At 49.6% G+C, this 23,297-nt stretch carries 12 protein-coding genes; 4 read left to right on the top strand and 8 right to left on the bottom strand.

Annotated features, from left to right (window positions below; all coding sequences use genetic code 11):
- Nucleotides 1-230: 230 nt before the first annotated feature.
- The 5 genes from D5085_12145 to D5085_12165 all read right to left on the bottom strand — a co-directional run bounded on the left by D5085_12145 (nt 231) and on the right by D5085_12165 (nt 6,233).
- Entirely contained in the window at nt 231-674 is a 444-nt protein-coding gene (locus D5085_12145) for a hypothetical protein (protein ID QEP43808.1), read from the bottom strand.
- On the bottom strand, nt 583-1,182 hold the full coding sequence (locus D5085_12150) for an Rpn family recombination-promoting nuclease/putative transposase (protein QEP43809.1): 600 nt from the start codon (nt 1,180-1,182) through the stop codon (nt 583-585). The genes D5085_12145 and D5085_12150 overlap by 92 nt, the downstream gene beginning before the upstream one ends.
- Nucleotides 1,183-1,837: 655 nt before the next feature.
- Nucleotides 1,838-2,905 carry an Rpn family recombination-promoting nuclease/putative transposase gene (locus D5085_12155; protein ID QEP43810.1) on the bottom strand — a complete coding sequence of 356 codons (1,068 nt, stop codon included), beginning with the start codon at nt 2,903-2,905 and terminating at the stop codon, nt 1,838-1,840.
- 689 nt (nt 2,906-3,594) lie between these two features.
- Nucleotides 3,595-4,686 (bottom strand): Rpn family recombination-promoting nuclease/putative transposase, encoded by a 1,092-nt coding sequence (locus tag D5085_12160; GenBank protein QEP43811.1) that lies wholly within the window; start codon nt 4,684-4,686, stop codon nt 3,595-3,597.
- A 302-nt stretch (nt 4,687-4,988) separates the two neighbouring features.
- Nucleotides 4,989-6,233, bottom strand: coding sequence for a hypothetical protein (locus tag D5085_12165; GenBank protein ID QEP43812.1), 1,245 nt, complete (start codon nt 6,231-6,233; stop codon nt 4,989-4,991).
- Between the two features lie 351 nt (nt 6,234-6,584).
- On the opposite strand from D5085_12165, the gene D5085_12170 reads away from it, so the two are divergent.
- Nucleotides 6,585-8,267, top strand: a complete 1,683-nt coding sequence (locus D5085_12170; GenBank protein QEP43813.1) for an IS1634 family transposase — start codon at nt 6,585-6,587, stop codon at nt 8,265-8,267.
- 654 nt (nt 8,268-8,921) lie between these two features.
- On the opposite strand, the gene D5085_12175 is transcribed toward D5085_12170, so the two are convergent.
- The 3 genes from D5085_12175 to D5085_12185 form a co-directional block, all read right to left on the bottom strand.
- Complete coding sequence (locus tag D5085_12175; protein ID QEP43814.1) at nt 8,922-9,989, bottom strand: Rpn family recombination-promoting nuclease/putative transposase; 1,068 nt, start codon at nt 9,987-9,989, stop codon at nt 8,922-8,924.
- Nucleotides 9,990-10,644: 655 nt separating this feature from the next.
- The gene (locus D5085_12180) at nt 10,645-11,670 is read right to left on the bottom strand and encodes an Rpn family recombination-promoting nuclease/putative transposase (protein ID QEP43815.1); all 1,026 of its coding nucleotides are present in this window, start codon (nt 11,668-11,670) and stop codon (nt 10,645-10,647) included.
- 655 nt (nt 11,671-12,325) lie between these two features.
- Nucleotides 12,326-13,351 carry an Rpn family recombination-promoting nuclease/putative transposase gene (locus D5085_12185; GenBank protein ID QEP43816.1) on the bottom strand — a complete coding sequence of 342 codons (1,026 nt, stop codon included), beginning with the start codon at nt 13,349-13,351 and terminating at the stop codon, nt 12,326-12,328.
- 460 nt (nt 13,352-13,811) lie between these two features.
- Between D5085_12185 and D5085_12190 the strand changes: the two genes are divergently transcribed.
- The 3 genes from D5085_12190 (at nt 13,812) to D5085_12200 (ending at nt 23,286) form a co-directional block, all read left to right on the top strand.
- Nucleotides 13,812-16,577, top strand: a complete 2,766-nt coding sequence (locus tag D5085_12190; protein QEP43817.1) for a hypothetical protein — start codon at nt 13,812-13,814, stop codon at nt 16,575-16,577.
- 170 nt (nt 16,578-16,747) lie between these two features.
- Nucleotides 16,748-18,898 carry a hypothetical protein gene (locus tag D5085_12195; protein QEP43818.1) on the top strand — a complete coding sequence of 717 codons (2,151 nt, stop codon included), beginning with the start codon at nt 16,748-16,750 and terminating at the stop codon, nt 18,896-18,898.
- Nucleotides 18,892-23,286 carry a DUF1566 domain-containing protein gene (locus D5085_12200; GenBank protein QEP43819.1) on the top strand — a complete coding sequence of 1,465 codons (4,395 nt, stop codon included), beginning with the start codon at nt 18,892-18,894 and terminating at the stop codon, nt 23,284-23,286. Before D5085_12195 ends, D5085_12200 begins: the two co-directional genes overlap by 7 nt.
- Nucleotides 23,287-23,297: the final 11 nt, after the last annotated feature.

Below are 23,297 nucleotides of genomic sequence, written 5' to 3' on the forward strand. Positions count from 1 at the left end.
TAGCATAGATCTCTGCCGGAGGTTGGTCATAGAATCGTTCGCTGTTCAAAAGCCCCAGAACGGCTTGCCTCTCTGCCTCACTCAGCGCATTGGCTGCGACGGGTCTTGGAAGGCTCGCTCGGGGGAGACAACCGGAGCCTGTCGGCGGTAGTAGCCTGCACGCGAGAGCGCTAGGCTATCGCAAGCGGCTCTTATGCTCACCGAACTGGGGCACTCTTTTTCAACTAATCTCATAAGCTTATCTCTGTGTTCATCTGCTCCAATAAGCTGAAGGCTTTTTTTTGGAGCGCAATCACCCCTTCGGTCTGCTGTAACCGTTGGCTAAGACGCTGAATTTCCTTCTTTAAACGCTCTATCTCCTTATCTCGCTTGTCTAGGCTCGGTTTGCGACCACTCTGTTTCCCTTTCAGGCCAGCCTGCCCCTGTGCTTGCAGTTGTCGGCGCCATTTGGTCAGATGGGAGCTGTAGATCTGCTCTTTGCGCAGCAGCTCGCCTAGCTGACCCGGCTCCTTGCACTGCTCTGCTTCTGCTAGGATCCGAAGCTTCTCTTCCTCACTAAATTTGCGGTAGGAGCGCTTCTCTTCATCGGGGTCGGTAACCTCGTTGGAGGGTAAAACGGTAGTATCTTTGGGCATCGTGTATCTCCTCTGTTGCCCCCCTGATTCTACATTCATTTCTCATCAGGGGTGGTCTCAGGGTATCTTGACACTCAGGGGCATAGTGTCGTAGTGGTGGAGGTGGTTGGCTCTTAGTTTGAGTCGCTGTCTTTGCGGCTTTTTGGGCCGCATTGAGCCGTTTATGTCCAAACGACTCGGTTAACAGCCAGATGGAGTAAACGGGTTGTAGTTCATCGTAGTTCATCCCCTCTTCTAGCTGCTCCTGATAGAGGTGGCACCAACTATAGACTATACGCTCTGGCAGCGAGGTGTAATTTTTACGCTGAATCTCTAACTGAAACTGGCGGCCACGGCTATCTTCGGCTCTGATATCGACAATATGGAGCTTGTCAGTCTCATAATCTTTACTGCTGTAGGGGTTAAGGATAGTCACTTTAACCAGCGGGTAGCGCAGCTTATCCTCCAGCATGGCATTAAGAAAGTGGAGCAGCAGATGACGCCGGCTGCGCCGCCCTAATATCGCCTTAAAGACGCAATCTACTTTGGGGTCGATGTTGTATATCATGGGTTGATAATAGGCCGTTGGGGAGGTGGGTGCAAGATGGAATTGGGAAAAAATATCCCGCTGTACAAGCCAGTAGGGGCGGGTTTTAAACCCGCCCTGACACGCCGTTAATTACCGAAAATCGTTTGGGCAGGGCAGACACTACCAATTTACCAATGTTAAAAATAACGGTTGCCGCTCATTGCTTTCATCAATTACACCCAGTAAGTTTTTAACTTATACCAAAGGCCACTCTCGTAATGAATTTTCGCCATAATCTGAGTATATTAAACGCTTTTCTTCTTTGTTTTGCTTTTTTAAGTCAATCGTTTAGCGCTCAAACGCTACAGTTGCAAAATGGTTGGAATCTGGTGATGACTATATTGCCAAGCCGATTTCGGGTCAAAATCTGCAACGGCTATTGTCGCGCTGGGCAGACACCCTCTCCTAGCGGGGAAGCGGTCGTACCCAGACCCACTAAAAACCCAATAGCCTCAAATAATAGTGTCATCCCGACGAATCAACGAATCGCTCCAAACCCGAGTATAAAGCTATAAAGCTATGGCAATGCAATGATTGGGAACAGGTTATCTGCATTGTCGGGCTGGTTTCGTAGAGACTGGTTTCAGGTTTCGTGGCCATGACCGCCTAAAAAGCACGGTTTGAATCACGCTCCTTACAACTTTAGTCTCTTTTTTAACTCCGCTAACTCAGCTAAAGCCTGCTCCCGCTCGGCTTGAGCCTGCTCCCGCTCGGCTTGAGCCTGCTCCCGCTCGGCTTGAGCCTGCTCTCGCTCGGCTTGAGCCCTTAATTCGCGCTCTATTGCCTGCTCCCGCTCGGCTTGAGCCCTTAATTCGCGCTCTATTGCCTGCTCCCGCTCGGCTTGAGCCCTTAATTCGCGCTCTATTGCCTGATCCCGCTCGGCTTGAGCCAGCTCCTGCGCACTTTTAGCTTGTTGTAGCTCCTGCTCCATCATATCGTGCTCATGCAGAATGGTTAAGTGCTCCCGCTGTGCATCAAGTCGGGAGAGGTAGAGATAACGAGCCTGTTTGTTAGCCGAAAATGTTCTGAGGGTATGCTGTGCCTGTCTCATCTCTTTGGTTCTCATCCATTGGGGTAAATTATTGCTATCAAGCCGATGTGCTTCCATAAAAAAGCGGATCCAGCGCTGGGCTTCGCTGGATACTATATCGTCTTTAAACTCAAAACGGTGCAGTTCGCAGATCGTGATACCGCCACACCGGTCACTTATCGCTCTGCCCGACTCATCAAGCAGAGCATAGTGTCGTAGTGGTGGAGGTGGTTGGCTCTTAGTTTGAGTCGCTGTCTTTGCGGCTTGTTGGGCCGCATTGAGCCGTTTATGTCCAAACGACTCGGTTAACAGCCAGATGGAGTAAACGGGTTGTAGTTCATCGTAGTTCATCCCCTCTTCTAGCTGCTCCTGATAGAGGTGGCACCAACTATAGACTATACGCTCTGGCAGCGAGGTGTAATTTTTACGCTGAATCTCTAACTGAAACTGGCGGCCACGGCTATCTTCGGCTCTGATATCGACAATATGGAGCTTGTCAGTCTCATAATCTTTACTGCTGTAGGGGTTAAGGATAGTCACTTTAACCAGCGGGTAGCGCAGCTTATCCTCCAGCATGGCATTAAGAAAGTGGAGCAGCAGATGACGCCGGCTGCGCCGCCCTAATATCGCCTTAAAGACGCAATCTACTTTGGGGTCGATGTTGTATATCATGGGTTGATAATAGGCCGTTGGGGAGGTGGGTGCAAGATGGAATTGGGAAAAAATATCCCGCTGTACAAGCCAGTAGGGGCGGGTTTTAAACCCGCCCTGACACGCCGTTAATTACCGAAAATCGTTTGGGCAGGGCAGACACTACCAATTTACCAATGTTAAAAATAACGGTTGCCGCTCATTGCTTTCATCAATTACACCCAGTAAGTTTTTAACTTATACCAAAGGCCACTCTCGTAATGAATTTTCGCCATAATCTGAGTATATTAAACGCTTTTCTTCTTTGTTTTGCTTTTTTAAGTCAATCGTTTAGCGCTCAAACGCTACAGTTGCAAAATGGTTGGAATCTGGTGATGACTATATTGCCAAGCCGATTTCGGGTCAAAATCTGCAACGGCTATTGTCGCGCTGGGCAGACACCCTCTCCTAGCGGGGAAGCGGTCGTACCCAGACCCACTAAAAACCCAATAGCCTCAAATAATAGTGTCATCCCGACGAATCAACGAATCGCTCCAAACCCGAGTATAAAGCTATAAAGCTATGGCAATGCAATGATTGGGAACAGGTTATCTGCATTGTCGGGCTGGTTTCGTAGAGACTGGTTTCAGGTTTCGTGGCCATGACCGCCTAAAAAGCACGGTTTGAATCACGCTCCTTACAACTTTAGTCTCTTTTTTAACTCCGCTAACTCAGCTAAAGCCTGCTCCCGCTCGGCTTGAGCCTGCTCTCGCTCGGCTTGAGCCCTTAATTCGCGCTCTATTGCCTGCTCTCGCTCGGCTTGAGCCCTTAATTCGCGCTCTATTGCCTGGCCTCTCTCGCTCGGCTTGAGCCCTTAATTCGCGCTCTATTGCCTGTTCGCGCTCGGCTTGAGCCTGATCCCGCTCGGCTTGAGCCAGCTCCTGCGCACTTTTAGCTTGTTGTAGCTCCTGCTCCATCATATCGTGCTCATGCAGAATGGTTAAGTGCTCCCGCTGTGCATCAAGTCGGGAGAGGTAGAGATAACGAGCCTGTTTGTTAGCCGAAAATGTTCTGAGGGTATGCTGTGCCTGTCTCATCTCTTTGGTTCTCATCCATTGGGGTAAATTATTGCTATCAAGCCGATGTGCTTCCATAAAAAAGCGGATCCAGCGCTGGGCTTCGCTGGATACTATATCGTCTTTAAACTCAAAACGGTGCAGTTCGCAGATCGTGATACCGCCACACCGGTCACTTATCGCTCTGCCCGACTCATCAAGCAGAGCATAGTGTCGTAGTGGTGGAGGTGGTTGGCTCTTAGTTTGAGTCGCTGTCTTTGCGGCTTGTTGGGCCGCATTGAGCCGTTTATGTCCAAACGACTCGGTTAACAGCCAGATGGAGTAAACGGGTTGTAGTTCATCGTAGTTCATCCCCTCTTCTAGCTGCTCCTGATAGAGGTGGCACCAACTATAGACTATACGCTCTGGCAGCGAGGTGTAATTTTTACGCTGAATCTCTAACTGAAACTGGCGGCCACGGCTATCTTCGGCTCTGATATCGACAATATGGAGCTTGTCAGTCTCATAATCTTTACTGCTGTAGGGGTTAAGGATAGTCACTTTAACCAGCGGGTAGTGCAGCTTATCCTCCAGCATGGCATTAAGAAAGTGGAGCAGCAGATGACGCCGGCTGCGCCGCCCTAATATTGCCTTAAAGACGCAATCTACTTTGGGGTCGATGTTGTATATCATGGGTTGATAATAGGCCGTTGGGGAGGTGGGTGCAAGATGGAATTGGGAAAAAATATCCCGCTGTACAACTCGCATTTCGCACCCTGCTATCTAAATTTTCCGAATTATCGTCATGATGCGTGAAAAAATCATCACTCACGATAGCCGATATATTACAGCAAAATCAAACAATGGCAGATCAAACAGCAATTCAGAGTCACCGCCAAACCAGCATCACTACATAGCCTTGCTTTCTTGGCGACAATACCCCCCCTCTTCTCAACATTTCCTTGTTGAAAAGTCAACTATTTCAAATTGTACAGCGGTGTTGAGTGAGCTTGTCTCCAGTGTGTAATGAGGGTTATCCCGAATTTCGGAGCGGGGATCTCCATCGTCTTTTAATTGATGAGTCGAATCTGGCAGGGGCGCCCGGTGAGTTGGGCTAATTTCGTTACCGACAGTTTTCGTTCAGTCATAACGGCAATCATCTTTCCCCAGATGCGCTTTAAGGTCATCTTCCCCTGCATAACACTTTGAAATGTCTTGCTAAATACCAGTAACTGATTGATGATGTGAGCTATTTGCAAGCACTGGTAGTAATTCTTGGTCGCCAGATAACTCACCCGTGAAAATTTGTGCTCTAATGCATATCCATGATTTTTTTGGGTATTAAAGCCTTCGTTCTCTATTTTCCAGCGTAAGCGTCCGGTACGGCTCAATTCCGGTGCCGTATTCCAGTTGATGGGATAGGAGCTAATGTGAACGAACCGATTTTCAATTATCTGCCCCTCTTTGTCGGTGGTTGTCTCTATGCATTCCAGCCAGTGTAGTTTCACGCCATGATAGTCAATATCGTTAATCCATGTATAGTTTTGCTCAATGACATTATCCTGTTGCCGTAGAATGATTTTTCGTTGATTGCCGGATGTTAACTGGCACAAGGATTTAACCTCTTCCCAAACAGATGGCAGATTGCCATCCTTGAAGGTGACTATCCAGCCCCAACCATACTCTGAGCAAATTTCGAAGAATCCCTGATAAGGATAGAGTCCATCGGCAACCAGACAGATGGGTAGACGCGGAAACGCCGATTTCAACTTTTTTGCTAGGCGTTTGAATGCCTTACGCTCACAATCCTGTTTGTCATAGTTGCCCTCTTCGGGGTTTTCCAGCCACTCTGTGGCAATGGAGATGGCGAAGCCGTTAGCGGTAATCAGTTTGGCCTCTAAAACCATGTTATGCCAGCTACTTTTACCGCTGCTGTAGTCTTTGTGCAGCGCCTGTTCATGGGGACACTCTGTAAAACTATGAATCCCGCTCGCATCCACCGCAATGACAAACCATTCACCAAACAGCCGTTGATTGTGGAATATCTTCTTTTTCAACAGCGCCCTAACCATGGATTGAGTCAGTTTTTGCAGTTGATCCTCCGTGAGTTGTCGCATGACATTATCGACGGTATCCATATGAGGTAGCGGCATTTTGAACAACCGCTGGTAGTTTTTGCGAAAGCGTTTCTCTTCGCGCAGATTATTCATTTCATTACGAGAACCGGCTTTAAAGAGAAACATGGCAATGCAGGCCGTAATAAGAGCCGCCAAATCATAATTAGTAGATGTCCGGCACTCATCCAGCTCTCTCATCTGCTCAAAGAGAGCAGGAAAGAAGTGTGTGATGGTCAGGTGGAGTTGATAGACGACATCTTTGCGCTGTAATTTACGTTTATTCCGATTCTTTTTTTAGACCGGACGGATTGGTTCGAAGCTGATTTTCGTGCAGTTGACATGCGGTTACCTCTCAAAATTGGAGATATATGGGCTATTTTTGCTGGAAAAAATAATTTTTTTGCCAATGTAAGTTTATGAAGTTAGTCGGTTATGGAGCTGCCCCTGAATTGCTGAGATCAAATCTCTTAATACCCCGATCAAATATTTTGAACAGACAAATGGGTAAAAATCCGGCATTTTGTCTGTTTTTGCGAACGGGGAGTTTTGATGACCACATCCATAGAGAGCACGACACAATCAGTCGATGCCATGCCTATCATCAAGCACTATATGGACAAGCTAGAGATACCGGCACTGCTCAATAAATATGTTCCCAATAACACCGGGGCCGATATTGCTCCGGCGCAGGTCTTGTCGCTGCTGGTGATGAACCTGCTCAACGCCCCCACGCCGCTCTATCAAATCCCGCAATGGCTCGGCAAATATGTCGACGGGCTGGGAGAAGATATCGATATCGCCAATAAATACAACGATGATCGCTCTGCACGGGCGCTAACTCGTCTCTACGACGCCGATCGGGATAATCTGCTGGTCGAGTTAACCGCCAACGCGATTCGGGTCTGGCGTCTGGAATACGCCTGTATTCAGAACGATACCACCAGCATCACGCTCATCGGTGCTTACGATACCCCTTACCCGCATGCGGCGTTACCGCTACATGGTCACAACAAGGATTTCCGACCCGACTGCAAACAGTTAGTTTTTGGCTTGAACACCACCACCGATGGTTATGTTCCGTTAAGCTATCGGCTCTATGATGGCAATCAGGCCGACATCGCGACCCATCAGACCAACTGGCAGCAACTCAGAGAGCAACTGGGTAAGAGTGATTTCATCTATGTCGCCGACAGCAAACTCTGCTCCCAAGCCAACCTGGATGTGATTGCCTCGGCCGGAGGCCAGTTCATTACCGTGATGTCGCGCAATATCAAGGTGGCCAAACAGTTCACCCAGGCGGTTGAAGAGGGTTTCGAGCCGAAGTGGGATGCCGAGTGGAGCAAGCCCAACCCGCGCAAAAAAGGGAGTGAGCACCACTACGAGTTGCATGAAGCCGCAGAGCAGTGGCAAGGCTACCGCGTTATCTGGGTACGCTCATCCAGTAAAGCAGCGACCCAATCAAAACAACGCCATCATGACATCACAACCGCCTGTGCCAACCTGACTGCACTCCAACCCAAACTGAACCGCTATCACCTCAAAAGCCGCCAACAGATTGAAGCGGCAATCAAAGAGGCCGCAGGCTCTGCCGCAATCTATCTGGATATCCAACTCACCGAACAGTGCCAAACCGTATCCGTGAAGATAGGTCGTGGTCGCCCGGGAGCCGATAGCGAATACCAGCAACAAGAGGTCATCAGCTATCAGCTTAGCTGGCAAATCAAGCAGAGTGACATCGATAAGAAAGCCCGCAGCGATGGCCTGTTTCCCCTGTTGACTAACACCGATTTACCCCCTCTGGAGGTGTTGCAGACATATAAAAAACAACCCCATCTGGAGAAACGCTTTTTGGCCGGCAAGTCGGTACTGGAGATTGCGCCGGTCTTCCTGAAAGATACGCGCCGCATTGAGGCGATGATGCTACTCATCTTCATCGCCCTGATGATTCTGTCGCTGGTTGAGCGCGCTATCCGTAAAGCGATGGACGAACAGGCCATCACTGCGCTGCCTATCCGTCCCTCGGGCTTAAAGACCAAAGCGCCTACTTGGCGAGTTATCCGCCAATTCTTTACCGATATCAATCTGACACACATTCGCCAGAACGGCGTGATCATTCATCGTGAACTTAAGGGGCTAAGCGCGCTGCATCAGCAAGTACTCAGACTCATCGATGTTCCGCTGGCAGTCTACCAACAACTACAGCGCTCCTGGTGGGTATTTGTGGAGCCGTAATTGAAAAAATTTAGTACCCGATTTAATTCGGGAATTGTCTGTGCTAGGGTGCGAAATGTGTGGTACAAGCCAGTAGGGGCGGGTTTTAAACCCGCCCTGACACGCCGTTAATTACCGAAAATCGTTTGGGCAGGGCAGACACTACCAATTTACCAATGTTAAAAATAACGGTTGCCGCTCATTGCTTTCATCAATTACACCCAGTAAGTTTTTAACTTATACCAAAGGCCACTCCGTAATGAATTTTCGCCATAATCTGAGTATATTAAACGCTTTTCTTCTTTGTTTTGCTTTTTTAAGTCAATCGTTTAGCGCTCAAACGCTACAGTTGCAAAATGGTTGGAATCTGGTGATGACTATATTGCCAAGCCGATTTCGGGTCAAAATCTGCAACGGCTATTGTCGCGCTGGGCAGACACCCTCTCCTAGCGGGGAAGCGGTCGTACCCAGACCCACTAAAAACCCAATAGCCTCAAATAATAGTGTCATCCCGACGAATCAACGAATCGCTCCAAACCCGAGTATAAAGCTATAAAGCTATGGCAATGCAATGATTGGGAACAGGTTATCTGCATTGTCGGGCTGGTTTCGTAGAGACTGGTTTCAGGTTTCGTGGCCATGACCGCCTAAAAAGCACGGTTTGAATCACGCTCCTTACAACTTTAGTCTCTTTTTTAACTCCGCTAACTCAGCTAAAGCCTGCTCCCGCTCGGCTTGAGCCTGCTCTCGCTCGGCTTGAGCCCTTAATTCGCGCTCTATTGCCTGCTCTCGCTCGGCTTGAGCCCTTAATTCGCGCTCTATTGCCTGCTCCCGCTCGGCTTGAGCCTGCTCTCGCTCGGCTTGAGCCCTTAATTCGCGCTCTATTGCCTGTTCGCGCTCGGCTTGAGCCTGATCCCGCTCGGCTTGAGCCAGCTCCTGCGCACTTTTAGCTTGTTGTAGTTCCTGCTCCATCATATCGTGCTCATGCAGAATGGTTAAGTGCTCCCGCTGTGCATCAAGTCGGGAGAGGTAGAGATAACGAGCCTGTTTGTTAGCCGAAAATGTTCTGAGGGTATGCTGTGCCTGTCTCATCTCTTTGGTTCTCATCCATTGGGGTAAATTATTGCTATCAAGCCGATGTGCTTCCATAAAAAAGCGGATCCAGCGCTGGGCTTCGCTGGATACTATATCGTCTTTAAACTCAAAACGGTGCAGTTCGCAGATCGTGATACCGCCACACCGGTCACTTATCGCTCTGCCCGACTCATCAAGCAGAGCATAGTGTCGTAGTGGTGGAGGTGGTTGGCTCTTAGTTTGAGTCGCTGTCTTTGCGGCTTGTTGGGCCGCATTGAGCCGTTTATGTCCAAACGACTCGGTTAACAGCCAGATGGAGTAAACGGGTTGTAGTTCATCGTAGTTCATCCCCTCTTCTAGCTGCTCCTGATAGAGGTGGCACCAACTATAGACTATACGCTCTGGCAGCGAGGTGTAATTTTTACGCTGAATCTCTAACTGAAACTGGCGGCCACGGCTATCTTCGGCTCTGATATCGACAATATGGAGCTTGTCAGTCTCATAATCTTTACTGCTGTAGGGGTTAAGGATAGTCACTTTAACCAGCGGGTAGCGCAGCTTATCCTCCAGCATGGCATTAAGAAAGTGGAGCAGCAGATGACGCCGGCTGCGCCGCCCTAATATCGCCTTAAAGACGCAATCTACTTTGGGGTCGATGTTGTATATCATGGGTTGATAATAGGCCGTTGGGGAGGTGGGTGCAAGATGGAATTGGGAAAAAATATCCCGCTGTACAAGCCAGTAGGGGCGGGTTTTAAACCCGCCCTGACACGCCGTTAATTACCGAAAATCGTTTGGGCAGGGCAGACACTACCAATTTACCAATGTTAAAAATAACGGTTGCCGCTCATTGCTTTCATCAATTACACCCAGTAAGTTTTTAACTTATACCAAAGGCCACTCTCGTAATGAATTTTCGCCATAATCTGAGTATATTAAACGCTTTTCTTCTTTGTTTTGCTTTTTTAAGTCAATCGTTTAGCGCTCAAACGCTACAGTTGCAAAATGGTTGGAATCTGGTGATGACTATATTGCCAAGCCGATTTCGGGTCAAAATCTGCAACGGCTATTGTCGCGCTGGGCAGACACCCTCTCCTAGCGGGGAAGCGGTCGTACCCAGACCCACTAAAAACCCAATAGCCTCAAATAATAGTGTCATCCCGACGAATCAACGAATCGCTCCAAACCCGAGTATAAAGCTATAAAGCTATGGCAATGCAATGATTGGGAACAGGTTATCTGCATTGTCGGGCTGGTTTCGTAGAGACTGGTTTCAGGTTTCGTGGCCATGACCGCCTAAAAAGCACGGTTTGAATCACGCTCCTTACAACTTTAGTCTCTTTTTTAACTCCGCTAACTCAGCTAAAGCCTGCTCCCGCTCGGCTTGAGCCAGCTCTCGCTCGGCTTGAGCCTGCTCTCGCTCGGCTTGAGCCCTTAATTCGCGCTCTATTGCCTGCTCCCGCTCGGCTTGAGCCAGCTCTCGCTCGGCTTGAGCCCTTAATTCGCGCTCTATTGCCTGATCCCGCTCGGCTTGAGCCAGCTCCTGCGCACTTTTAGCTTGTTGTAGCTCCTGCTCCATCATATCGTGCTCATGCAGAATGGTTAAGTGCTCCCGCTGTGCATCAAGTCGGGAGAGGTAGAGATAACGAGCCTGTTTGTTAGCCGAAAATGTTCTGAGGGTATGCTGTGCCTGTCTCATCTCTTTGGTTCTCATCCATTGGGGTAAATTATTGCTATCAAGCCGATGCGCTTCCATAAAAAAGCGGATCCAGCGCTGGGCTTCGCTGGATACTATATCGTCTTTAAACTCAAAACGGTGCAGTTCGCAGATCGTGATACCGCCACACCGGTCACTTATCGCTCTGCCCGACTCATCAAGCAGAGCATAGTGTCGTAGTGGTGGAGGTGGTTGGCTCTTAGTTTGAGTCGCTGTCTTTGCGGCTTGTTGGGCCGCATTGAGCCGTTTATGTCCAAACGACTCGGTTAACAGCCAGATGGAGTAAACGGGTTGTAGTTCATCGTAGTTCATCCCCTCTTCTAGCTGCTCCTGATAGAGGTGGCACCAACTATAGACTATACGCTCTGGCAGCGAGGTGTAATTTTTACGCTGAATCTCTAACTGAAACTGGCGGCCACGGCTATCTTCGGCTCTGATATCGACAATATGGAGCTTGTCAGTCTCATAATCTTTACTGCTGTAGGGGTTAAGGATAGTCACTTTAACCAGCGGGTAGCGCAGCTTATCCTCCAGCATGGCATTAAGAAAGTGGAGCAGCAGATGACGCCGGCTGCGCCGCCCTAATATCGCCTTAAAGACGCAATCTACTTTGGGGTCGATGTTGTATATCATGGGTTGATAATAGGCCGTTGGGGAGGTGGGTGCAAGATGGAATTGGGAAAAAATATCCCGCTGTACAAGCCAGTAGGGGCGGGTTTTAAACCCGCCCTGACACGCCGTTAATTACCGAAAATCGTTTGGGCAGGGCAGACACTACCAATTTACCAATGTTAAAAATAACGGTTGCCGCTCATTGCTTTCATCAATTACACCCAGTAAGTTTTTAACTTATACCAAAGGCCACTCTCGTAATGAATTTTCGCCATAATCTGAGTATATTAAACGCTTTTCTTCTTTGTTTTGCTTTTTTAAGTCAATCGTTTAGCGCTCAAACGCTACAGTTGCAAAATGGTTGGAATCTGGTGATGACTATATTGCCAAGCCGATTTCGGGTCAAAATCTGCAACGGCTATTGTCGCGCTGGGCAGACACCCTCTCCTAGCGGGGAAGCGGTCGTACCCAGACCCACTAAAAACCCAATAGCCTCAAATAATAGTGTCATCCCGACGAATCAACGAATCGCTCCAAACCCGAGTATAAAGCTATAAAGCTATGGCAATGCAATGATTGGGAACAGGTTATCTGCATTGTCGGGCTGGTTTCGTAGAGACTGGTTTCAGGTTTCGTGGCCATGACCGCCTAAAAAGCACGGTTTGAATCACGCTCCTTACAACTTTAGTCTCTTTTTTAACTCCGCTAACTCAGCTAAAGCCTGCTCCCGCTCGGCTTGAGCCTGCTCTCGCTCGGCTTGAGCCCTTAATTCGCGCTCTATTGCCTGCTCTCGCTCGGCTTGAGCCCTTAATTCGCGCTCTATTGCCTGCTCCCGCTCGGCTTGAGCCCTTAATTCGCGCTCTATTGCCTGATCCCGCTCGGCTTGAGCCAGCTCCTGCGCACTTTTAGCTTGTTGTAGCTCCTGCTCCATCATATCGTGCTCATGCAGAATGGTTAAGTGCTCCCGCTGTGCATCAAGTCGGGAGAGGTAGAGATAACGAGCCTGTTTGTTAGCCGAAAATGTTCTGAGGGTATGCTGTGCCTGTCTCATCTCTTTGGTTCTCATCCATTGGGGTAAATTATTGCTATCAAGCCGATGTGCTTCCATAAAAAAGCGGATCCAGCGCTGGGCTTCGCTGGATACTATATCGTCTTTAAACTCAAAACGGTGCAGTTCGCAGATCGTGATACCGCCACACCGGTCACTTATCGCTCTGCCCGACTCATCAAGCAGAGCATAGTGTCGTAGTGGTGGAGGTGGTTGGCTCTTAGTTTGAGTCGCTGTCTTTGCGGCTTGTTGGGCCGCATTGAGCCGTTTATGTCCAAACGACTCGGTTAACAGCCAGATGGAGTAAACGGGTTGTAGTTCATCGTAGTTCATCCCCTCTTCTAGCTGCTCCTGATAGAGGTGGCACCAACTATAGACTATACGCTCTGGCAGCGAGGTGTAATTTTTACGCTGAATCTCTAACTGAAACTGGCGGCCACGGCTATCTTCGGCTCTGATATCGACAATATGGAGCTTGTCAGTCTCATAATCTTTACTGCTGTAGGGGTTAAGGATAGTCACTTTAACCAGCGGGTAGCGCAGCTTATCCTCCAGCATGGCATTAAGAAAGTGGAGCAGCAGATGACGCCGGCTGCGCCGCCCTAATATCGCCTTAAAGACGCAATCTACTTTGGGGTCGATGTTGTATATCATGGGTTGATAATAGGCCGTTGGGGAGGTGGGTGCAAGATGGAATTGGGAAAAAATATCCCGCTGTACAAGCCAGTAGGGGCGGGTTTTAAACCCGCCCTGACACGCCGTTAATTACCGAAAATCGTTTGGGCAGGGCAGACACTACCAATTTACCAATGTTAAAAATAACGGTTGCCGCTCATTGCTTTCATCAATTACACCAGTAAGTTTTTAACTTATACCAAAGGCCACTCGTAATGAATTTTCGCCATAATCTGAGTATATTAAACGCTTTTCTTCTTTGTTTTGCTTTTTTAAGTCAATCGTTTAGCGCTCAAACGCTACAGTTGCAAAATGGTTGGAATCTGGTTGCGATATACAGGGAGGTATGGCGCAGGCAAGCACATGTATCCGATATATTTAGCGCTGATGGCATTGAGCGCCGGTTTGCGTTTATTGAGGGGGATGGCAATTTTATGATGTGGCGGGCGATACCGGTTCGCTCGGTGGTGAGCTGCTCTCCTCGCTACAGAATCGGGGCGTTTGGGTTAAGGTGGCTACCTCTACGACCGTAGAAATTACTCTCGGTGGAGCATCGGCTACAATTGATCCGCAACAGTTACAGTCGGGGTGGAATTTAGTCGGGTTTGGTCCTGAGTTAACCGCTATAGAGCAGATGCTGATACATACGGCGGCTAACCGGTTACAGATTTTACGCCTGTTTGCCTTTGTGGAGGGTGGCTGGCAGTTTCGTGATATTTTGAGTGAACAGGGTTCACTGGAGCAGCTCGATCCCGACTATGGCGTCTGGGTCTATACGCAGCAGCCGTTAATCATTACCCAAAACGGGGTTGAAGCCGATACAATCGACTTGGGCGAGGGCTTAACCGCAACACTCTTTGCTACAACGGCAGGGGGTGAGATGACCGATTTAAGTTTCGATTTAGGCAGTGGTGAAACGGCAAGAACGGTTACGGTATCGGCTCCCTCTGCTGTGAGTTACACCCTGCGTATTGGTGATGCTAACGACAATTTTTACCCCGATATCGCCGTGACAACGGCTGCAAATGATCTGACTGCTCTGGAGCCCTTCACCACAGGCTTACAGCTCTATGTTTACGGCATGCCGGCTGAAGCCGGTTCACCAACGCTGCTGCAGGATGTGGCTGTGTATAGTGGTGACAACTACTTAGATACTTTAATCGATCCGGTAACCGGCCTCACGCTGGATGAATTGGCGGAAGGGACGACTTTAACACTGCAAAAAGAGGGCTATCTGGATGTGGCTCTGACCGTTGAGAGCGGACAGAGTGTGTTATACGCCATTATGCAGCAGGCCTCCTCGACCCATGGTCAGCTCATAGAGAATCAATACAATAGTGATGACTATGTCGCTAGCCGACCACTCGATGCTAGTGCGCCATTAACCGTCCCCTCAAATGGCGATCACCAACTCGGAGCGGTACTGCTGCACCGTGCCGGACGCAATAATCCGAATCAAAGTATCAATATTAGGGTGACGCCCTATCAGGGACTGGATGCGATTAACGATGTCGAGACGCTATCACAACAGGTGGCGAGTGACTTTATTGAGGCATACTCTCCTACAGGGGCCTCGAATCCTGATGAACTCAATAGTAACCCCTTCTGGAGTTGGCAGATTATCGCCGGTGCTCAGATGGAAGTGACCGACATGACCACCGGCGAGGTGATCACCGATAGAAGTAGCAGTACGCTGGGCGCTTATGCCACGATTGATCCCTATCAGGCGACACTTATTAGCGGTAAAGCGGAGGAGTATCAGGCACTGCTACAGGAGTTTGGCCAAAGCAGCGACTACCCTGCTGTGGTTGATCTCTATGTGCGGGGGGCTCAGGGTTGGCAGCTAGCCTCAACCGGAGTGCGTTTTATCGACCCGACGCTGGATGAGGCAACAGAGGGTGTCGATATCTACGATGCGCAGGAGAGTTATGCGGTTGCCGGCCAGCTACCGCTAAATCGGTTAATTATAGCCCCTGCAACCACGGGGACACTTATGACCCAAGATAGCGGTGGTGGGCTGTTTGACTATGTTTTTGTGCTCAAACAGCTAACTCCGGTTACCCGTGATATGACGGTAACGGTGACCGATACCGCTGGTGCCCCGTTAGCTAATGCACTGGTATCGCTTAACTGGGGACTGCGCGAGTTGAGCGATAGTCGTGGTCAGGTTGTGTTTAGTGATATCGCTATGCCCCTGACCGAAGCCTCTTTAAATCTGGAGGCACTACGGAACGATCACTACCGTAATGGGATGGCACTGAGTGTCGGTGATCTACTTAATAATACCGAACCGGCCTACACACTACAGCTACGACCAGTCAATGAAACCGCCACGATTCGTGGCACCATTACCGATGTTGTCACCGGCGAGCCGCTGGAAAAGGCGACCGTACGCCTGATCACGCCTGCTGCCCTATCACAGTTAAGCTATGACGAGGGGACATTTACCGCCTATAACGATCCACAGGCGAACTATCGTTGGCAGATTAGAGCACGAGATGTTCTAGCTAGTAGCGGCGGTCGGTTGTTGCGACTGCTCGATAGTGACTGGGTTGAGATTAAAGCGGATAGTGGTGCGAATGAGGGGTATCAGTTAACCGAAAGTGAAGTCGTACAGGCGCTGCTAGTGGCCGAAGAGGGCCAGGATAGCAGTGCGTTATTCTATATGGTAGGGGATTACGATCTGACACTGACGGTTGAGTACGATATCGACCAGGATGGCACCGCCGATTTTAGCGAAACATCGGGTGATGGTATGGGAGTGAGTGTTTCACTCAATCCTGCCTATATTACCGCTAATGGTCGTGGTGAGAGTGACAGCGACTATAGTCTCGATGGCAGCATAGCGCAGGGCTTTTTTGTGCTGCGCCGCTTAGGTAGCACCGTAGCGCAACCGAGTGTGCTGTGGCAGTTAGATACCCCCCATGAGACGATTGAGCTTAACCAACAACCGACGCCAATCCTTAACTGGCGCTATCTGCTGGATCAGCTCTCTACACCGCAGCGGGTATTTGATTTAATTGCCGATGGTTCGATTGAAAATAGCCAACTGACACTGCGTGCGATGGTGACGGTTGATGGCGTGAGTCGTAGTTATAGTCAACATGTCGATTTAGCGATTCCCTATAGCGATGAGCCGTTAGAGACGCTGGCGCTACACCATGGCACCGCTGTGCCCGGAGGGGGGGAGCGGAGCGGACGCTAAGTAGTGATGCGAATGGTTATTACCAATTTTCTGAAATTAATACCATCTATAGTGGCAGCGATAGCTCCTACCTGCGTTTAAGTGTCGAAAGAGAGGGCTATGATGAGCATCCACTGGAACTCATTCCCGCCTTTAGTCTCGATAACCCTGCGACCGCTGAGCTAGAGGATGTGGTCGAGTTGAATATCGCGTTAGATGCTATTCCGGCACGGGATGTGATCGTGACTGTCGAGCTTGGTACATCTGGTGTCGCTGAGGGGGCAACGGTCTATTTAGGAGATCTGCAGCAGGTGACTGATGCCAATGGCCAAGCCACCTTTAGTGCGGTACCTGAGGGCTCCTATCCTCTGTCGATAGTTGCCGCTACTAGCGGTTATGAACTAGAGGGCGATAACACTATTGTTGTAGCGCAAGAGTTTGATAGCGAAGGTAATCTTCTCTCAACCCCTCAGTCTGAAACCATATCGTTGGTTGCGGTGGAGTGGGTTTCGCCGTTGCCGCCGGTAATTGATGCGACGATTAGTAGTGTTGACAGTAGTGGCACCGTGGTAGTTGAAGGAAGCGTTATAGAGTATCGTTTAGAGAATAACCAAATCTACCCGACTGCGTATGGTATTGCCGATGATGGTGAGAGGATGCGCCAGGCCGTTACTATTATTGTGAATGGCGAAGCAACGCCGCTAGTCCTGGATCAAGACTCCGTTTTTCGTACCACAGTTAATCTGCGAGAGGGGCGCAACCACCTCAATCTAACTGCTCGTAATAGTGTTGGCGTAGCTAGCAGCCAGCCGGCTATGCGTGTCTATTTTCCCGATTTTGGGAGTGTGACCGGCGTGTTGAGCTATACTCCGGATGGCGGTAGTAGTCAGGCGGCCGCTAATGCTAGGGTGACCTTAATGGATGGTCGCGGTCAGGGACGGGTGACCCGAGCCGATGCCGAGGGGAATTTCCGCTTTACTGCGCTGCAGGCGGGTCAGAGCTACCGCTTAGGGGCTTTGTTAGAGAGCGATGGGGTACGCTATACGCTTTCGGCTGACGCGAGCAACACCTTGACCGCGCCATCAGGCAGTCGGCTCGACTTAGGCACCAAAGCACTGGTTGAACAGGCACTGCAGCAGACTATTAATGGCGCACCGATTGTGCAGATTAATCCACCGGTTTTGACCGGAAGTGTGGTCACGGTGACAGGGCGCCTTGGTAACTTTAATGGCAGTGCGGAACTGATTGTTAATCGTGAGCCGGTTGAGACCTTAACCTTAACCCAAAATGGCACCTTGTGGGATTTTAGTACCACTGTGACTCTAATCGAACCGCAAAATGGTATCACCGTTCGGGCGACTAACCTGAATGGGCAATCCAATCTGGCACCGCCGCGTCTGATAACACTCAATACGATTGAATATGGTAGCGTCGGTTTAACCATTGAGTCACCGGCCGGTATCGGTACCGAGGGGCGGCTGCAGGTGATGAATGCCGAAAACCGAATTGTGATAGACCGACCGACGATTTTGACCGGAACCACGACGACTATTACCTTAAATAATCTCCCCTTTGGCAGCTATAGCTATCAGCTATTTATGCCCGGTTTTGTGGGGCAATTAAACAACTTTGTGGTCGATGAGGCGAGTGAATCGGCCTCAGTCACACTCTCTTCAACTGGCATTGATCTCTCTTGGATCTCCTTTAATAGTGTCGTGGCGGAGCCTCAAAGTGAAGGTTCAACCTTGGCAAAGATGAGCGGTAACTTAGTGCTAACGGTACCTCAGAGCCGAGTGGAGAGTTTGGGTAATCAGCTACCGCTAGCGATGCAGCTAATGCACGGTAGTCGCGAGGGTGTGCTATCACAGCCGGTTGGCTTACCGGCAGAGCTGCCTGATGCCGATACCATCACTACTGTAGCAGATCAGACTATCTATACCTTTTCGTGGACAGCCTATCGCGAGATGGAGCCGGGGGTTAACCGCTTTTCACTGCGGGTTTCGACCCAGAGGGGGGAGTTTAACTACCCGAACAGGCCATTTGAGTTGGCACTAGTTGAAGATTTGAACCAGACTAACACACCACCTGTGGCCGATGCCGGTAGTGATCAGACTGTCTCTGCCGGGGTCGCGGTGACCTTAGAGGGCAGCGCCAGTAGTGATACCGAGTCGCCCGCTTTAGCCTATCACTGGATGCAGCTTGATGGTCCGCCTACCCGTCTGACGAATCCGACTAGCGCGACACCGACCTTTATGGCACCGAGCCTGCTCAATGGTGCCGAACTCACTTTTGAGTTGACTGTATTTGATGCTCAAGGGGGCAGAGTCGTGATCGGGTGGTGATTACCGTGGAAGCGGGCGGCGGCTTCCCGCAGCCGGTTACCGGTGGTGGGCAGTTAACAACATATTTTAATGTACAAACCGGCAGTCATGATAATTTTGCTCTTGATTTTGATCGCATTGATTTTTTTGAAAATCATCTCGTAATATCGCGCTTGATAGCTCAGGGAGAGATAGAGTCATTACCCTACCAAATTAACGGCAATATTCTGAAAATAGGCTCAAGTGAGGAGTTTTGGGAGTATGAGCTGATTGAGAGCAATACCGACTATCTGCTGCTGCGTTTAAAAGGTGATATTAATAATCCTACTATGCGCTGGTACTCTAACGAAGCCGTAGCACGCGACTGGTTTAATGCGAACCGCGTTGTGCCGCCAAGCACTCCGATAGTGATCAATGGTAGCCTTGATGATTGGGCTAATGTTGACGATGTTGGTAACCGTGGGACTCGCTCCTCCATCATTAGCATAACTAATATTCGTTATGCTCAGGACATTGATAATCTCTATGTGTTAGTCGAAGCGAGTAGTGATATCAGCGCTTTTGTTTCGACTAGCAGTCAAGAGGGGCAACACCGGTTTCAGTTTAGTTTAAAGGCGCTTGAGTTTACTATATTAGGCGATCCGACTACTGCGACTTTAGTTAACACGAATAATAACAGCCAATTAGATACGCTATCGGTTGCTAATGGTGACTATTCGATAAATGGCAACATACTGGAGTTGCGTTTACCAAAATCATATCTTGCTAGTAGTATCATTAATGCAAACCTCATCTCTGAATCAGCGAGTTTTGCGGCTGTGAATAGTGACAATAGATATTACTATTCAATTTCGCAACGCCCTTCGCTATTACTTGATCCCGAAGCGCAGCAGAATCCTCTCTTTACGACTACCGAACAGGCGTTGTCAGGAGTTTGGTGGGCCAGTGTGGTTGATGATGGCGTTTTGGCTAATGGAGCTGTAGATAACCATGCTGAAGAGTTAAATCAATGGCTCCATCTAGCGATGCAGGGAGGTGGTAGCTACTACTATTCACTCTTTACTGATTCGGGTGAAGTGTTGGATGTCGGTTATGATAGAGAGATAGTGATTGATGATACAGAACAAACCTTGACGGTTACCGAAAGTGATAGTCAGAATCGGTCAATCATAGATTTTGACCCTGTTACTGGAACGGCACTTATCTCTCGACAACAGTTAGCTACTGATGGTTTAAGCTATTTTGTCACCGATACCACTAACTTAGTCCGCACCCGTCCGCTTCCGGCCACTCCGCTAGCTGATCTCAATGGTGAGGTGCTCTACTTTGTCGGTATTGATCAAACCGGACAGTTTGCGACCGGTTACCCGATTAAACAGCTCTTTAGTGCCGGTAATATGGTCGGTGGCGAGTTAGTCGGAGAGGTGGTGACGGCACAAAAACTGGCTACTCTTATTGACCAGCCGAATGAGTATCACCGTTATCGGGTCGAGGGCAATCAACTGATTCTCTTTAGTGATTCCCACACCCAGGAAAATCTGCGCCTGACTCTTGAGACCAATGGTACTGGTGAGCTGCAATTTATCACCACCGGTGGTGCGCAGTTTTATGCCTATCGCAGTGACGGTGAAGCGCAAAACCGCTGGGCTAGCAGCCAGCGCTATCCAGTTGCTAATGCAGCAATGAGTGTTGATGGGGTGAATAGTGACTGGGCGGATATTATCGGCGTTGCGACTTCTACAGAGAGCCAGCCACTCTCTGCGGCGATACATATTAACGATATTAAAGTCGCCAGCGATGGGACTAACCTCTACGTCAATATTGAAGCCGATCGCGAGATTAGCCCGTTCCTGAGTGCTACCAGTGCTGAAGGGTGGGATCATGAACTGCTGTTTGGTTTTGGCGGTTGGGATTTTGAGATTTGGAGTCGTGATGGACTCACTGCGCGTAGTGATAACCCCTTCGATCCTGATGGCAGTTCGGTTGATATTACCAACTACGGTGGTCAATTGGTGGTAAACGGCGCTACTGCTGAGCTGAAAGTACCGCTTGATCTACTACCGCAGTTTAATAACACTATCGGGATGCAGCTACAGTTTAAGGCGGTGCAGCCACAAATTGATGGCGGTAATGACTATAGCTATAGCGGTGGTGGTCTGTTACTAGATGCCAATTCGATTATCCGGCCCGAACTACAGACCCCGCGCCTGCTGTCACGCATCTGGTGGACCACTCACAATGATGACGGTACTCGTCAGGATGGGTCTGTTGACGATACAACGGGTGAAGAGCCGGGTGGCGAGACGCTGGTAGGTAATCCTGATGGTAGCTGGACTATAAGTAACGGCGATGGGGTCTATAACTTCACCGCTGACAGAGTTACCCTTCTCGATAGCCTTAATACCGTGATCTTAAATGAGAGGGATGGTCAGGGCCGGGTGGTCTATCGGGTTAACCCGGAGGGAACTCAGCTTTTCGGCCAATGGCAGAAAATGGCACCCGATGGCAGTTGGTGGGCCGACTATGAGACTTGGAACGGTCAAATGATGGCACCGCTGCCCGATAGTGCGCCTGAGGCGGTTTATGGCCAATATAATAGTGGCGGGGCGCTGCTTAACTGTCTGGAACTGCGCGGTGAGCAGACGCTGATCTACCCACCTACCAGTCGAAATATCCCAACCGATGTGCGCAATCGCTCAATTCAGACCTCGCTGTCGCTCGCAGCGGTGCAACCGGTGACGAATAGTGTGTTGACCCTGCATCAATTGACGCAGGAGCCGGATGGTTCACACTATATGTTACGCTCTCAGGGCACGACGCCACTGGGGTTAGCCTATCGTAAACGGGTCAATAGCTGTACTCAGGCACCGGCAACGATCACGCCGCCGGCAATGGGTCACGCCTACTACCGTATGAGCGGCCAAAATGGGGTGCTAGAGAGTTGTGCGGTGATTGACCCATCTAGCGGCCGTTTTACCCTCTATCGTGACAACACAACGACAGAACCTAACCTCTCCGGTCAGCTTTTTGTTCAGGTCGATGCGTTGCGCTTAGTGGCGGATGATGGTCAAACTGAGTTCAATATTCACCGTACCTCACCTCTCTTTGATGATGGCAGTTATATCGTGCGAATGGATCAATCGGCTGACTACTACCACCGTCTGCAGAGCGTTAGTTGTGACTACGATACCCTGCCGCCTACTATGACAGTCATGCCTTCGGGAGCTGTATCGGGTGAGTTTGTGTTAGATAACACAGAGTCGGTCTATATCCCGTTTGATGATTATGAGCTGATATCGGGCAGTGTCACTTTTGTGGATGAGTTAGGTAACCCGATAGCGGTGCCGACCGATGCTAAAGTGCGCTTTGTGCCTAACCGCTATATTGCCATTAATGACTATAACTACAGTATCGATTGTGCGGTGCGGAGTGATGGCTCTTTTGGTAATGGTGGCTGTTATGCCTACTCCAACCGCTTTAACGGGCTCTACCTCTCATTGGCATATGATGTTGCTGAAACTTGGCAAGTGGTGCTCTATAAAGATCACCTACAGGATATTTCGGGCTGGAACTGTGGTGAAGATGCTTACCTTTATATGGGTGATAATATCGAAAATACGATCTTTGAGCCCTTTACTGTAGCGCCGACAGACTATCAGGATCGCTCTGGCGATGTGTGTGATAGTGGCTCAAGTGGTGGTGAGACGACCACACCGCTATTTCGTCCGCTAAACGATACCGGCTTGGTATGGGGCGGTAACTACCCCGAAGGTAATAACACGACCTGTATTGGTGAAACGATTGAGCAGCAGGATTGTGCTCATGGTCGCGATGCAGAGGCGCTGGCCGGTACGCTAACTAAAATGGGTGCTGGTCATGCTGGTTTTGATTACACCAAGCTGGGCGCTAATGGTCAGCGATTAGCGATACAGGATGGGGTCTATGATGCTTTAAATGGCAGCGAGGCGGCCGGAACAAAGTGGAGCTGTGTGCAGGATAATGTCACCGGTTTGATATGGGAAGTTAAAACCGATGATGGTGGGATTCACGATAAGGACAATACTTACCGTTGGGGTGGGGTGACGGCGCTGCTGACTGGTGAGTTTGGTACCCGCTATAGCGACTGGGATGAGCTGGTTATTGGTAGTAACAATGAGATGCTGTGCGGTTTTAGTGACTGGCGGGTGCCTTCGGTGCATGAGTTGACTTCGTTGGTGAACAGTCATCAAAGCAATCTAGCTATTGACACCAACTTTTTTCCTAATAGTGGCTCTAGCCTATTTTGGTCGGGCTCGCCTCGTGCAAATCTCTCCAGCTATGGGTGGGCCGTGAATTTCAACTATGGTAATGTTGGCGATGTCGGTCGTCTTAGTCCTTACGGCGTGCGACTGGTTCGTAGTAGAGAATAATTGTTATTTGT

Source organism: Ectothiorhodospiraceae bacterium BW-2 (assembly GCA_008375315.1).
GTDB lineage: Bacteria > Pseudomonadota > Gammaproteobacteria > Thiohalomonadales > Thiohalomonadaceae > BW-2.